Below are 13,385 nucleotides of genomic sequence, written 5' to 3'. Positions count from 1 at the left end.
AGGAGCCGTAAATTGGCGCATATCGACTATTTTTTCTCGACACTTTCGCCGTTTACTTACCTGACAGGCACGTCGCTTGCGGAAATCGCGGCGAAAACCGGGGCGAGCGTGACCTACAAGCCGCTCGATATCATGGCGCTTTTCGCGCGCACGGGGGGCACGCCGCCCAAAGATCGTCACCCCTCGCGGCAGGCCTACCGGCTGCAGGACATGGAGCGGCGGGCGCGGCGCCTGGACAAGCCGCTGAACCTGAAGCCTGCGCATTGGCCGACGAACTCGGCACCGTCGTCTTATGCGATCATCGCAGCGCAGAATGCTGGTGGCGGCGATCTGGCGGGGCTTGTTCACGCTTTTGGCCGCGCGGTCTGGGCCGAAGAGCGCGATATCGCTGAGGCGGATGTGGTGCGCGATTGCCTGTCCGGGGCGGGGTTCGATCCTGCCTTGGCCGATAGCGGGTTGCTGGAAGGCGCCGAAACCTACGGTGCCAACCTGGAAGAGGCCGTGCGCCGCGGCGTGTTCGGCGCGCCCTTCTACGTTGTGGACAGCGGCCAGTGTTTCTGGGGACAGGATCGGCTGGAGGATCTGGAATTGCATCTGGAAGGCAAGCTCTAGGCGATGCCCAGCGGGCAGAAGGGCGGCTTTGCAACATACTGGACGCAGTTCGGGCAGGGGCCGCGCCAGGCGGTCATGATCCATTGTGCGCTGGCGCAATCATCGGCCTGGGGCGGTGTCGCACAATATCTCTCCGGTGCATTGACCATGACCGCGTTTGACCTGCCGGGCCATGGCCGCAGTGGTGCCTGGGATGCGTCTTGTGGTGAGATGCAGGCGCTTACCGCCGGGATCGCGGCAGATTTCGCGCGCGAGGGTCCGGTGGATGTCATCGGCCATTCCTTTGGCGCGACAGCGGCGTTGCGCATGGCTGTGCTCTGGCCAGAACGGGTGCGCTCGCTGGTCCTGATCGAGCCGGTGTTCTTTGCCGTGGCAACCCGCGATAGGCCCGATATTGCCGAGGCGCAACGCGCGGCAGAAGCGGATTATGCCGCCGCGATGGCGCAGGGCGATCACGAGCGCGCCGCAAGACATTTTCTGGCGATCTGGGGCAACGGGTTGGCGTGGGAGGATTTGCGGGCCTCACAGCGCGCCGAACTGGCGTGTCAGATGGCACTGATCGAGGCAGAACAGCCGGCGCTTCATGATGACGTGGGCGGCATGCTGGAACCCGGCGTGCTGGAGGCGCTGCAGATGCCCGTTCTGCTGTTAGAGGGTAGCAAGTCCCCGCCGGTGATCGGCGTGATCTGCGACGGCTTGGCTATGCGACTGCCGCGCGCAGAGCGGGCGGTGATCGGCGGCGCGGGTCATATGGCGCCGCTCAGCCATCCCGCTCAGGTCAGCGCGGAAATCCTGCGGTTTCTTCGGCAAGACAGCGCACCTGCGCTGCCGTGCCAAAAGCATTTACCCCATAAGATTCATTGACCAAAGGCGAAACGCAAAGCCCATGTGGCATTTGCGTTTCGCGAAAGGTTTTGCCGGGCCGTCCTCGCGGTCAGCCTTTGGCGATCTCGATGAACCGGTCGATCTGGTCGCGCCCGATGGACCAGTCACAGACCAGCCGCATTTTCACAGACTCCTCGGGGGCACCGTCCAGCGGCCCCCAAAGGGCATAGACCGCACCCGCCGCGCGCAGCCGTTGATGGGTACGGCGGGGCAGGGTGGCAAAGATCATGTTGGCTTGCGGTTCTGCCAGAAACACCGCGCCGGTCACATCACGCAGCCCTTGTGCCAGATACGCTGCATTGGCGTTGGCCGTCCTGGCCGCTTCGCGCCATGCATCGTTTTGCAGATAGCCCTGCATCTGCGCCGAAAGATACCGGTGCTTGGAAAACAGATGCGCACCCCGTTTGCGGCGCAGCTCGAACTCCCAGGCGTGGGCGGGATCAAAGAAGATCACGGCCTCAACGCCCGCACAGCCATTCTTGGTGCCGCCAAAGCTGAGCGCGTCGATCCCGGCCTTCCACGTCATCTCGGCCGGGGTGCAATCCAGCGCAAGCAACGCGTTGGTGAACCGCGCACCATCCATGAAACAGGGCAGGCCATGTTCGGCCGCGACGCTCGTGACCGCGCGCAGCTCGTCCAGCGTATAGATGCGGCCCATCTCGGTCACTTGCGTCAGGGCCACGGGGCCGCGCTGCGAGGTATGCACGTCGCCTCTGGTCCAGCCGTCGATTGCACCGCGCAACTGCTCGGGCGTCATCTTGTCATCCTCGCCCACCAGCGTCAGCTTGGCACCGCCGGTATAGAATTCGGGGGCGTGGCATTCGTCGTTCTGGATATGGGCGAGCGGGGTGCAGAACACGGTCTGCCAGGGCTGCGTCAGGGTGGCCAGCGTCAGCGCATTGGCCGCAGTACCCGTGGCGACGAGGTAGATCGCGGCCTCCGGCGCTTCGAAAATTTCGCGCAGGGTGCTGCGCACTTCAGCCATGATGGCATCGTCACCATACGGCACCGCATGGCCGGTATCGGCGGCAATCAGTGCTTCGCGTACGCTGGGATGCATCGGGCCCGCGTTGTCAGAGGCAAAGAACATCAGGTCGGCTCCTCGATGATGTGATCTTCCCAATCGTCCTCGTGCACGTCGAACTCGGGCACCGTACGGCTCTGCATGGAGACGCCCGCCGCGTGAATCGACTCGGGGTCGCCTGTGATCAGCGGGTGCCAGTCAAAGAGCGGCTTGCCCTGCCAGAGCAGCTTGTAGGCGCAGGTTTCGGGCATCCAGTAGAGGTTCGTATCCATGTTGGTGGGCTTGAGCACGATGCATTCCGGCACGAACTGGTGGCGGATCGGGTATTGGGCGCAGCGGCATGTTGTATCGTCGAACAGGCGGCAGGCGACACGGGTGAGGGCAACCTCGCCGGTGTCCTCATCCTCCAGCTTGTTCATGCAGCATTTGCCGCAGCCGTCGCAGAGCGCCTCCCATTCGGCGCGGGTCATGCGTGTCAGCGGCACGGTTTCCCAAAATCGCGGGCGCAGGTCGGTCATAGCGCTGTCAGGATTTCGCGGGCGCGGACACAATCGGCATCCATCTGCGCAATGAAGGCATCCAAGCCATCAAATGTTTCTTCGGGGCGCAGGTACTCGACCAGTGCGACCGACAGATCGGTACCGTAGAGGTCGCCCGAGAAATCGAACAGGAAGGTTTCGAGATTGGGCACCTCGCCCCCGAACATCGGGCGCACCCCGAGCGAGGCCGCGCCGTGATATTGCCCCTGATGCGGGCCGCCCAGCACATCCACGATCACCGCATAGACGCCAAAACGAGGCTGGTGCAGCCCCGAGATGGACATGTTCGCGGTCGGATAGCCCAATTCGCGGCCACGCTGTTCGCCGCCGACCACGATGCCCTCGATCCGGTGCCAGTGGCCCAGCATTGCCGCCGCATCGCGCGGGCGCCCGTCGCTCAGAGCGCGGCGGATCGCGGTCGAGCTGACTTCGCCGGTCTCGCCCTCCAGCAGCCGCGCGACGCTGACGCCGAACCCCATCTCGGCTCCGAACCGTTCGAGATCGGCGGCATTTCCTGCGCGTCCCTTACCAAAGCAGAAATCGGCCCCCACGACTACATGGCGCAGGCCCAGCCCCTCGGAGATCACGTCGTGGGCAAAGGCGTGCGGCGAAAGCGCCGACAGGGCGGCGTTGAAATTCAACTCATAAAGCCGCTCCACGCCCAGCTTGTGCAGCCGATGCGCGCGCGCGGCACGGCCCATCAGGCGAAACGGGGGGGCATCAGGCGCGAAATATTCACGCGGATGCGGCTCGAATGTCAGCACCCCCAGCGGCGCGCCGATCTCTTCGCCAGCCTTGCGGGCGATGTCGATCACCGACTGGTGGCCGATATGCACACCGTCAAAGTTGCCGATGGCCACGCTGGCCCCCCGGTCTGATCGATCCACATAGGTATAATCTCGGATAATGCGCATTGCGCAGGGGTAGCGCGCGGCGCTGAGGGGTGCAAGAGTCGATGGCGGTGCGGGCGTCACGATTGCGCGCCTGCGCGTTACGCCGATCCTAGCGGCGCCCGGTTTCAAAGATTAGCGAGATTTCGCAGGGCATTGATCCGCTGACAGCGGACAATCGATGCAAGGCAAAATGGGAAAAACGAACAGCGCGGCGTGACACGCACCGCGCTGTTGCACGAAACGGCGATTGGATCAGGATCGCCGCACTTTCATCTGAGAGCGTAAGGCGTTCGATCCGTGGCCCGGATTGAACGCGACAGGCGTTAGTCAAACTTGCCGGAAGGCGCCAGAACCGTGGCCTCACCGATCAGAACCTTTTTACCGTTCACCATGCAGCGACAATCGAGCTGGACGCGGCGCTTGGTCGTGTCGATGGCGATCACTTCGACCTCAGCGCGGACCATGTCGCCGGGGCGCACGGGGGCGAGGAATTTCAGGCTCTGGCCCATGTAGACGGTGCCGTGGCCGGGCAACTGTTCGCCAATCACGGCAGAGATCAGGCCCGCTGTCAGCATGCCGTGGGCAATGCGGCCCTCGAATATCGTGTCCTGCGCATAGTCATCGTCCAGATGTACCGGGTTCCGGTCGGTCGAGATCTGCGCGAACATCTCGATATCCTCATCCGTCACCACCTTTTGCAGATGGCGCACCATACCCATTTCGATCTCTTCAATGGTGATGGTTCCGCGGGGCAGATTGTCCAACATCCGGGCCCTCCTCATGGCTTGGCTGAGAAATAATCGGGCGCATGCGCGCTACAACGTGCAACTTTATTACTTCGCAGTTGCAGAAAATCAAGGGTTAATTTGTCAGCGCAACTGCCCGATCGTGTAAGTTGGGCTGGCCATTTCCTTTTCCAGATAGGTATTTAGCGCCTCCGGGTCGGGGTGCGGGTCGGATTTGGTCTCTTGCGCGGCAAGCCCGCCCGAGATGAAGAGCGAATCGATATTCTCGCCCATCGCGCCACGGACATCCGTCAGCGCTCCGTCTCCGATGGCAAGAATCGCCGCATCGTCCACATCCTTGCCCAGTGCGGTCAGACGGCGGCGGGCCAGATCGTAGATCGGCGGATGCGGCTTTCCGAAATAGAGGCTCTCGCCGCCCATCTCGGTATAGAGCCGCGCCAGTGCACCGGCGCACCATTCGCGCCGGTCGCCGCGATCCACCACGATATCGGGATTAGCGCAGAGCAGTTTCAGACCCTTCTGCTTGGCATAGAGGAAATCGGCGCGGTTCACCGACGGATCCGCCATCGGATCGAACGGCCCGCAACAGACGATACCTTCCGCCTCGGCCAGTGGCACGCGGGTGATATCCACCGGGTCGTCGACCACGCGGATGGGCTCAAAGAACCCCGCGTCGCGTTCCCATTCGCCCATGAAATAGACCGAACTGCCGACCGCACCCTGGTACATTGCTGCGCGCGCGGAATCACCTGACGTGGCGATCGCGTCATAGGCGTCTTCGGGCACGCCGAACTGCACCAACTGCGCCACAACACCGGCGCGAGGCTTGGGCGAATTGGTCACCAACACCACCTTGCCGCCTTTGGCGCGGTAGGATTGCATCGCCGCGACCGCCTCGGGATAGGCCGTGACGCCATTATGCAAACAGCCCCAGAGATCGACAAAAAGCGCCTCGTAACGGTCTGAAACGTCGGCAAGAGATTGGATGATCTGCGTCATGGGGTGCCCCTGTTTTAGCGTTTTCACGGCCAGATATGGCAGGCAGCACATGGGCTGGCCAGTCCGGATTGCCGCACGCGGGCAATCCGCACCTGAAATCGATCATGGATGCGGGCCGGGCTGAAGCCCGGCCTGCGGGCTCAAAGCTTGAGGTTGGGGATGATCTGCTTCTTGCGGCTCATGATGCCGGGCAGCACCACCGTGTCACCCGCGACAGTGACTCCAAAGGAGTTTTCCGCCACCGATTTGACCATGTCGTTGGGGATCAGCAGTGTTGCCTCTTCGTTGAGGATATCGACAACGAAGAGCAGGACCTGATCCACGCCATCTTCGGCAGCGACCGATGTCATTGTGTCCATCAGGCTGGCCTTGCGGTCCAGCACGATGGCAGGTGCCGTCGTCTCAAGGACCGAGACGCGGAACTTGGTGCCGTTCAGGTCGAATTCCTTGCTGTCCATGCGCAGCAATTCGGCGTCGGAAAACGCCGACACGTCGGATTTCGCGGCGAACATCTGTGCCGCGTAATCGCCAATGTTGATACCCAGATCCGCAGCCAATTGCTCGGCTACGGCACGATCATGGTCGGTGGTTGTCGGGCTGCGGAATTCCAGTGTGTCGCTCAGGATACAGGTCAGCGCGGCGCCCTTGGCCCAGTCGGGCATCTTTGCGGCGTCGTCACCCATCAGGTCGATCATGATCGTCGCGGTGCAGGCCAGCGGACGGATCGTCATGTCGATCGGGCCCTTTGTCTCCAACCCGCCAACGAGCCGGTGATGGTCGATGACCGCCTGCACATTGGCATCGTTGATCGCTGCGGGCAGTTCTGCGGGGTTGTTGGTGTCCACCACGACACAGGGCTGGCCGGGCTCCACGTCCGCGATGATCCGCGGTTTGGGCAGGTTCCAATGCGTCAGCAGGAAGGCCGCCTCGGTGTTCGGCTCGCCCAGCAGAACCGCCTCGGCGTTGCCGCCCTTGACCTCGTTGAGGTACCACGCCCACAGGATCGGCGACCCGGTGCTGTCGGTGTCGGGGGATTTGTGGCCAAAAACGAGCGTTTTCATATAGAGGTGTCCTTTGAAGGAAATGTCTGGTTTGCGCGCCTTATAAAAGCGGCTTCCGGGCTTGTCACGCGCCCAGAGTGCGGCCAAGTTGCGCGATATGCCCAAACCCGTCGAAACTGATCTCTACCCCCCGGTCAAAGCCTTTCTCGAAGCGCAGGGCTATACCGTGAAAGGTGAAGTGGGGGCGGCGGATGTGCTGGCGCGGCGCGGGGACGACCCACCCCTGATCGTCGAGTTGAAGACCGGGTTTTCGCTGGTTCTGTTGCAGCAGGCGGTGGCCCGTCAGGCGATCACGGATACGGTCTATGTCGCGGTGCCGCGCTGGTCAGGCAAGGCAGGGTGGCGGGCGTTCAAGGGAAATATCGGCCTGTGCAAGCGGTTGGGGATCGGCGTGATCTCGGTGCGGCTGAAGGACGGGTATGTGCAGGTCCACTGCGAACCGGTCCCGTTCCAGCCGCGCAAATCCAGCCTTCGCCGCAAGGCCCTGCTGAAAGAATTCGACGCCCGCGACGGCGATCCGACTCACGGGGGCACCAATGGGCAGGTGATGACCGCCTACCGGCAGGACGCGCGGCGATGTGCGGCGCATCTGGCGGAGGTCGGCATCGCCAAGGGGGCCGATGTGGCCAAGGCGACGGGCGTCGCGCGCGCCACGCGTATCATGGCGGACAACCATCATGGCTGGTTCTGCCGTGCCGCGCGTGGGCTCTATGCGCTCAGCGATGCCGGGACATTGGCGTTGAAATCCGATGAGGATCCCTGAGCACTTCATTTTGCAAGAAATACTCTGGGGGTCTGGGGGCAAGGCCCCCAGCCTGCGCTTCAGGCAACCCGCCTGACGTCAGGGCTGAAACGGTAGCCGGGTGATTGCAAATCCGCGCTGCGCCAGCAGGTTCAGCACGCCGGATGTGCCGGGCAGATGTGCGGCGCCTGCCGCGACCAGAACGTTGCCCTGCACCGCGTCGCTGGCCAACAGGTCGGCCCATGCAATATTGCGGTCGATCAGCAGCACCTGCTCGAACTGTTCGAAACTGGCCGCAGCCTCGGGGCCGCCACCCTGCAGCGAGATCAGGCGCGAATATTCCCAGATCAGCGCCGTCTCTTGTGCCAGATAGCGTTGGCGCAAGGTGTAGGCGACATCGTCAGGATCGCTGTCCCAATCCAGGAAGAGGCGGATCGCCTCAAGTTGTTCTTCCTGCGGAAAATCGTCCAGCAGCGTCAGGGTTGTTCCGGCATCCTCCAGCGACCGGGTTTCATGACCGGCCTGCGTCGCGTGATCGCCGATCAGCGTGTCGATCCCTGGTGCTTCCATCGCTCCTGAGCGGGCCTCGCACGGACCGATGCCCAGCATCATGGAGGCCCAGATCGGCTTGAACTTGGCTGCCATGAAGGACGGGAACCCACGCTTCGACAATTCATCCGCCAGGGCTGCCCAGTCCTTTTCGCCCAGCAGGTCGGGCAGGGTGGGGCCTTCGGTGATGAACATCATCGACGGGTCCGTGGCCAGTTGCCGCTGCAGCCGTTTCTCATCGGCTTTCGACATCTCCAGGTAAACCGCATCGGCGGCTTCTATCAACGGCTCAAGCGCCGCCAGATGCGCCTGCGTCTGGGCATGTTCGAAATGGTAGGTGCCAAACAGGGTGATGCGGGTGTCGCCGCGCTCGGCCTGCCAGAGCAGCCCCTCCGGGAAGGGTATGTCGGCGGCGGCGTCTTGCAGCGCGGCCCGTTCGGGGGCGGTCATGGCGTCGATCAGATCGGTGCCGTTGCAGCGCGCGGCAGCGACACCGGGCAGCAGTAACAGGCAGGGCAGCAGATATTTAAAGAGTTTCACGACATTTGGCCCCGCAGTTGGTGTTCAGTGATGTTCAATCAGGATGTAAACAGCCTGCGCGAGGGATCAAGCGCGTTCCGTCAGGACGCGGTGTTCGGAATCGCCCGAAAGTGGCGCAGCCAGCTGGTCATCTGCCAGCGGATAAGGAAATCGCGCGTTGTGCGGCGATACTCGACTCCGGCCATCTTTGCGGCGGCGGCGATGCGGGTTTCGTATGGCCCCACGCGCCCGTCGCGATCAATCATCAGCACAACCGGCGTCTTGCCCGTCAGATGTGCCGCGAAAAGAGCCTGTTGAATACTGTCCAGAGAGCTGCGCGAATCCAGCCCGACCTCGATCACCTCTGTCGGTGTTTCGCAATCGACGCGGATCATGTGCAAGTCGTAACCGGCCGAATAGCCGTGCGGCGTCTCGGTCTGCCCGCCGGCAATCATCAGGCAATAGATCGCCGCAAGGGCCAATTCGTTCATCGCAACCTCCAAACGCTCGCGGGGCGGGCGCTTTTGTTAACAAAGGTTAACGAAAGGTTAACGAAACGGGAAGCCGTGCCGAGGCCCTGCGGGCAGGCAGCGCGTTTTTTTTGACAACGAGTCGTTGACTTGGCTCGGCGCGGTCCTTAGCTAAGCTTCGTTAGCACTCACCAAGGTCGAGTGCTAACGGCCCCACGGAGGGCCAATTGAAAGTAACTTTGAGCCAAGGAGCCTCAGAGATGGCATTTAAACCGCTACATGACCGCGTGCTTGTCCGCCGCGTTGAAAGCGAAGAAAAAACCAAAGGCGGGCTGATCATCCCCGATAGCGCCAAGGAAAAGCCGAGCGAAGGCGAGATCGTCGCATGCGGCGAGGGCGCCCGCAAGGATAGCGGCGAACTGATCGAAATGGCCGTGAAGGCCGGTGATCGTGTTCTGTTCGGCAAATGGTCGGGCACCGAGATCACCATCGACGGTGAAGAGCTGCTGATCATGAAAGAGAGCGACATTCTGGGCAAGATGGCCTGAGGCCACGCCTGACGCTCTGAACGGCGGGTTTGCGCCTGCCCCACGAAACTCAAATTCGAAGGAAATCGAGATATGGCTGCTAAAGACGTCAAATTCGATACCGATGCCCGCAATAAAATCCTGCGCGGCGTGAACATCCTGGCCGACGCGGTCAAGGTTACGCTTGGCCCCAAAGGCCGTAACGTGGTTCTGGACAAGTCGTTCGGCGCCCCTCGCATCACCAAGGACGGTGTGTCTGTCGCCAAAGAGATCGAACTGGAAGACAAGTTCGAGAACATGGGCGCGCAGATGGTCAAAGAAGTGGCCAGCCGCACCAATGACGAGGCTGGCGACGGCACCACCACCGCGACGGTTCTGGCCCAGGCCATCGTTCGCGAAGGTATGAAATCGGTTGCAGCGGGCATGAACCCGATGGACCTCAAGCGCGGCATCGACCTGGCCACAACCAAGGTTGTCGAAGCCATCAAGGCCGCTGCCCGTGACGTGTCCGACAGCGCCGAAGTGGCACAGGTCGGCACCATTTCCGCCAACGGCGAAAAGGAAATCGGCCAGCAGATCGCGGACGCGATGCAGAAGGTCGGCAACGAGGGTGTTATCACCGTCGAAGAGAACAAAGGTCTGGAAACCGAGACCGATGTCGTCGAGGGCATGCAGTTCGACCGCGGCTACCTGAGCCCCTATTTCGTGACCAACCCCGACAAGATGGTTGCAGACCTTGAAGACTGCATCATCCTGCTGCACGAAAAGAAACTGTCGAGCCTTCAGCCGATGGTTCCGCTGCTGGAGCAAGTCATCCAGTCGCAGAAACCCCTGCTGATCATCGCAGAAGACGTCGAAGGCGAAGCGCTGGCAACTCTGGTTGTCAACAAGCTGCGCGGCGGCCTGAAGATCGCTGCTGTCAAAGCACCTGGTTTCGGCGATCGTCGTAAAGCCATGCTGCAAGACATCGCGATCCTGACCGGTGGTCAGGTCATCAGCGAAGATCTGGGCATGAAGCTCGAGTCCGTGACCATGGACATGCTGGGTTCGGCCAAGAAAATCACCATCACCAAAGACGAGACGACCATCGTTGACGGTGCTGGCGAAAAGGCCGAGATCGAAGCGCGCGTCGCTCAGATCCGCAACCAGATCGAAGAGACCACCAGCGACTACGACCGCGAAAAACTGCAAGAGCGCGTTGCGAAACTCGCAGGCGGTGTTGCTGTCATCCGCGTTGGCGGCATGACCGAAGTCGAAGTGAAAGAGCGCAAAGACCGCGTTGACGATGCCCTGAACGCAACCCGTGCGGCCGTTCAAGAAGGTATCGTCGTCGGTGGCGGTGTTGCTCTGGTTCAGGCCGGCAAGGTGCTTGAAGGCATGACTGGTGACAACAACGACCAGACAGTTGGTATCACCATCGTTCGTAAAGCGCTGGAAGCACCTCTGCGTCAGATCGCCGAGAACTCCGGTGTCGACGGTTCGGTTGTTGCGGGCAAGATCCGTGAGAGCAACGATCCCAAGTTCGGCTTCAACGCTCAAACCGAAGAATATGGCGACATGTTCAAATTCGGTGTGATCGACCCGGCCAAAGTGGTGCGTCACGCACTGCAAGACGCGGCCTCGATTGCTGGTCTGCTGATCACAACCGAAGCAATGGTTGCTGACAAGCCTTCCAAAGAGGGTGCTGGCGCCGGCGGCGGCATGCCCGACATGGGCGGCATGGGCGGCATGATGTAAGCACGTTGAATTCGCTATAGCGAATTCGACGGAGCGATAGGTATTCGGCAGCAATGCCGAATATCGAAAGCCACGCACTAGCCAAGACTACAGGGGTCGCCTACGGGCGGCCCCTTTTCCGTGTTCATTGGGCCGTTCCTGAAGGGTTTACATGCCTCTCGCGGAGATATTACCTGCCAGAGAAGGCACAGCTTACCTGCCAGAGAAGGCACAGCTGCTTTCTAAGAATACGCCTGCGTGCTAGGCCAAGGGCATATCTTGTCCCGAGGCTTGTCAGCATGTTGCAGTCCCCTGAATTCAGCCGTGAGATGCGGCGCGGCGAGGAAGCGGCGGTGGCGGACCTGCTCGGGCTGGCCTTCGCGGGCGATGCCGAGGCGCGGCTGGTCGCGGCGCTGCGCAAATCGGGGGTGATGGCGGGCGAGGTGGTGCTGCCCTACCAAGGTGAGGTGGTGGGTTACTACGCATTGTCGCAGATGCGCGCGCCCAAGGGCTGGTTGTGCCTCGCGCCGGTGGCGATCCATCCCGACTGGCAGCGGCGCGGGCACGGGCGGCGGATGATCGGGATGCTTACCGAATGGGCGCGGCTGAGTGGCACGCGCGTTGTGGTGCTGGGGCAGGTGCCGTTCTATGAGCGTGCCGGTTTCAGCGCGGCGCGAGCGGCGCGGCTCACCTCTCCTTACCCGGTTGAACACACGTTGCTGGCTGGCGCTGGTACGGATGCGCCGGACGCGACGCTGATCTACCCAGCGGCGTTTGAGCGGCTCTGATGCGGCTCTTCCTTCTGACCACGCTGACGATGGTTGCCTTTGCCGCCAATTCGGTGCTGACCCGCGCGGCGCTGGCGGGCGGGTATATCGACGCGGCGGGCTTTGGTCTGATCCGCCTTCTGGCGGGGGCCGCAGCACTGGCGTTACTGGTTCTGGCCGTGCGCGGGCGGCTGCGGTTCGGCGGCGCTGGCCGTGTTCTGGGCGTGGCATCCTTGCTGGTCTATCTCTACGGATTCTCGGCGGCCTATACCGATCTTGATGCGGGGCTTGGCGCGCTCATCCTGTTCGGCGTGGTTCAGATCACCATGTTTGCAGGCGGGCTGGTGGGCGGCGAGGCGACGCCGCCACGGCGCTGGGTCGGGGCGGCGCTGGCCTTTGCCGGGCTGGTCTGGCTGCTCTGGCCCCGCAGTGGGGTAGAGATCAGCCTGTGGCACGCGTTCCTGATGACGCTGGCCGGTGTCGGCTGGGGTCTCTATTCGCTGGCCGGGCGCCAGAGCCGCGACGCGCTGATGGGCACGGCGGCGAATTTCGTGCTGGCCGCTCCGGTGGGCCTGGCCATCGGGCTGGCGCTGCCCGGTGTGGTGGATGTCGCGACAATGACCGGCTGGGGCGTAGCGCTTGCGGTGCTGAGTGGCGCCGTCACATCGGGGCTGTGCTATGCGCTTTGGTACGCGGTGCTGCCGCAACTTGCCTCTTCCGTCGCAGCGGTGGCGCAACTGACCGTGCCGGTGATCGCGATGGCGGGCGGGGCGGCATTGCTGGGCGAGGCGCTGACCGGGCAGTTTATCGTCGCGAGCGTGCTGGTTCTGGGCGGGGTGGCGATTTCGGTGACGGGCAGGCGGGGGTAATCCACGCCGGGTTGAAGCCCGGCCTAAGAGACGATTCGTTCCAGCGCGTCATAGGCGACGGCATCGGAAAACGCGATCTGCGCCAGGTTGTCGGGCTTCAGCCGGATGGTCTGCAGTTCCGCCGCGCTGAACCAGCGGCGTTCGCTCACCACGCCTTCGGAATCGGTCCAGTCCGCGCAGATTTGCCCTGCGACGATACGGCAGCGAAAGAACAGATCAACCTGGTGAAACCCACGCTCGGGATCGTGAAACTCGTTCACTAGGCAGGGCGCACCCACGTCGATGCGCAGGCCGGTTTCCTCATGCACCTCGCGCATCAGGTTCTGCGGCAGTGACGCATGCGCTTCGACCCCGCCGCCGGGTGCGCACCACAGGTCGCTTTGCCCGCCGGGATAGGCATTGACCAGCAGAAGGCGGGCATCGTGAACAATGACCGCGCGGACAGCAAGGCGGATGGACATGACGAT

The 13,385-nt window shown here is 62.5% G+C and carries 16 protein-coding genes; 7 read left to right on the top strand and 9 right to left on the bottom strand.

The features are described 5' to 3' along the window. The first annotated feature begins 12 nt into the window (after nt 1–12). Together O3306_RS04415 and O3306_RS04410 are read left to right on the top strand one after the other, a co-directional pair. Nucleotides 13–612: a 2-hydroxychromene-2-carboxylate isomerase gene (locus tag O3306_RS04415; RefSeq protein ID WP_272003863.1), complete on the top strand. Its 600-nt coding sequence runs from the start codon at nt 13–15 to the stop codon at nt 610–612. A 3-nt stretch (nt 613–615) separates the two neighbouring features. Further along, nucleotides 616–1,476, top strand: a complete 861-nt coding sequence (locus tag O3306_RS04410) for an alpha/beta fold hydrolase (RefSeq protein WP_272003860.1) — start codon at nt 616–618, stop codon at nt 1,474–1,476. A gap of 70 nt (nt 1,477–1,546) precedes the next feature. Here the strand turns inward: O3306_RS04410 and O3306_RS04405 are convergent, their stop codons facing one another. The 6 genes from O3306_RS04405 to O3306_RS04380 all read right to left on the bottom strand — a co-directional run bounded on the left by O3306_RS04405 (nt 1,547) and on the right by O3306_RS04380 (nt 6,759). Then, nucleotides 1,547–2,587 carry a threonine aldolase family protein gene (locus O3306_RS04405; RefSeq protein ID WP_272003857.1) on the bottom strand — a complete coding sequence of 347 codons (1,041 nt, stop codon included), beginning with the start codon at nt 2,585–2,587 and terminating at the stop codon, nt 1,547–1,549. Beyond that, the gene (locus tag O3306_RS04400) at nt 2,587–3,039 is read right to left on the bottom strand and encodes a YcgN family cysteine cluster protein (protein WP_272003854.1); all 453 of its coding nucleotides are present in this window, start codon (nt 3,037–3,039) and stop codon (nt 2,587–2,589) included. Before O3306_RS04400 ends, O3306_RS04405 begins: the two co-directional genes overlap by 1 nt. Then, complete coding sequence (locus tag O3306_RS04395; RefSeq protein ID WP_272003823.1) at nt 3,036–3,974, bottom strand: bifunctional riboflavin kinase/FAD synthetase; 939 nt, start codon at nt 3,972–3,974, stop codon at nt 3,036–3,038. Before O3306_RS04395 ends, O3306_RS04400 begins: the two co-directional genes overlap by 4 nt. A 302-nt stretch (nt 3,975–4,276) precedes the next feature. Continuing rightward, complete coding sequence (locus tag O3306_RS04390; RefSeq protein WP_272003820.1) at nt 4,277–4,720, bottom strand: MaoC family dehydratase; 444 nt, start codon at nt 4,718–4,720, stop codon at nt 4,277–4,279. 102 nt (nt 4,721–4,822) lie between these two features. Next, nucleotides 4,823–5,698 carry a TIGR01459 family HAD-type hydrolase gene (locus tag O3306_RS04385; protein ID WP_272003817.1) on the bottom strand — a complete coding sequence of 292 codons (876 nt, stop codon included), beginning with the start codon at nt 5,696–5,698 and terminating at the stop codon, nt 4,823–4,825. 140 nt (nt 5,699–5,838) lie between these two features. After that, nucleotides 5,839–6,759, bottom strand: coding sequence for a manganese-dependent inorganic pyrophosphatase (locus tag O3306_RS04380; RefSeq protein ID WP_272003815.1), 921 nt, complete (start codon nt 6,757–6,759; stop codon nt 5,839–5,841). A gap of 97 nt (nt 6,760–6,856) precedes the next feature. On the opposite strand from O3306_RS04380, the gene O3306_RS04375 reads away from it, so the two are divergent. After that, a complete protein-coding gene (locus tag O3306_RS04375) occupies nt 6,857–7,522 on the top strand; it encodes a DUF2161 domain-containing phosphodiesterase (RefSeq protein WP_272003813.1) in 666 nt (221 codons plus the stop codon). A gap of 78 nt (nt 7,523–7,600) precedes the next feature. Here O3306_RS04375 and O3306_RS04370 read toward each other — a convergent pair whose 3' ends face one another. Further along, on the bottom strand, nt 7,601–8,590 hold the full coding sequence (locus tag O3306_RS04370; protein ID WP_272003811.1) for a TraB/GumN family protein: 990 nt from the start codon (nt 8,588–8,590) through the stop codon (nt 7,601–7,603). An 80-nt stretch (nt 8,591–8,670) separates the two neighbouring features. Continuing rightward, nucleotides 8,671–9,060, bottom strand: a complete 390-nt coding sequence (locus O3306_RS04365; protein WP_272003808.1) for a hypothetical protein — start codon at nt 9,058–9,060, stop codon at nt 8,671–8,673. 239 nt (nt 9,061–9,299) lie between these two features. Here O3306_RS04365 and O3306_RS04360 point away from each other — a divergent pair, with 239 nt between their 5' ends. The 4 genes from O3306_RS04360 to O3306_RS04345 all read left to right on the top strand — a co-directional run bounded on the left by O3306_RS04360 (nt 9,300) and on the right by O3306_RS04345 (nt 12,918). Then, on the top strand, nt 9,300–9,587 hold the full coding sequence (locus tag O3306_RS04360; RefSeq protein WP_272003805.1) for a co-chaperone GroES: 288 nt from the start codon (nt 9,300–9,302) through the stop codon (nt 9,585–9,587). Nucleotides 9,588–9,659: 72 nt separating this feature from the next. Further along, nucleotides 9,660–11,303, top strand: coding sequence for a chaperonin GroEL (groL, locus tag O3306_RS04355; RefSeq protein WP_272003802.1), 1,644 nt, complete (start codon nt 9,660–9,662; stop codon nt 11,301–11,303). Between the two features lie 278 nt (nt 11,304–11,581). After that, nucleotides 11,582–12,070 carry a GNAT family N-acetyltransferase gene (locus O3306_RS04350; RefSeq protein WP_272003799.1) on the top strand — a complete coding sequence of 163 codons (489 nt, stop codon included), beginning with the start codon at nt 11,582–11,584 and terminating at the stop codon, nt 12,068–12,070. Next, on the top strand, nt 12,070–12,918 hold the full coding sequence (locus O3306_RS04345) for a DMT family transporter (protein ID WP_272003797.1): 849 nt from the start codon (nt 12,070–12,072) through the stop codon (nt 12,916–12,918). The genes O3306_RS04350 and O3306_RS04345 overlap by 1 nt, the downstream gene beginning before the upstream one ends. Before the next feature lie 23 nt (nt 12,919–12,941). Here O3306_RS04345 and O3306_RS04340 read toward each other — a convergent pair whose 3' ends face one another. After that, on the bottom strand, nt 12,942–13,379 hold the full coding sequence (locus tag O3306_RS04340; protein ID WP_272003794.1) for an NUDIX domain-containing protein: 438 nt from the start codon (nt 13,377–13,379) through the stop codon (nt 12,942–12,944). Nucleotides 13,380–13,385: the final 6 nt, after the last annotated feature.

Origin of the sequence: Roseovarius sp. ZX-A-9 (genome assembly GCF_028369135.1) — a bacterium.
Lineage (GTDB): Bacteria > Pseudomonadota > Alphaproteobacteria > Rhodobacterales > Rhodobacteraceae > Roseovarius.
The sequence above is the reverse complement of the archived record's forward strand: the minus strand, read 5'-3'. Positions and strand labels throughout refer to the sequence as shown.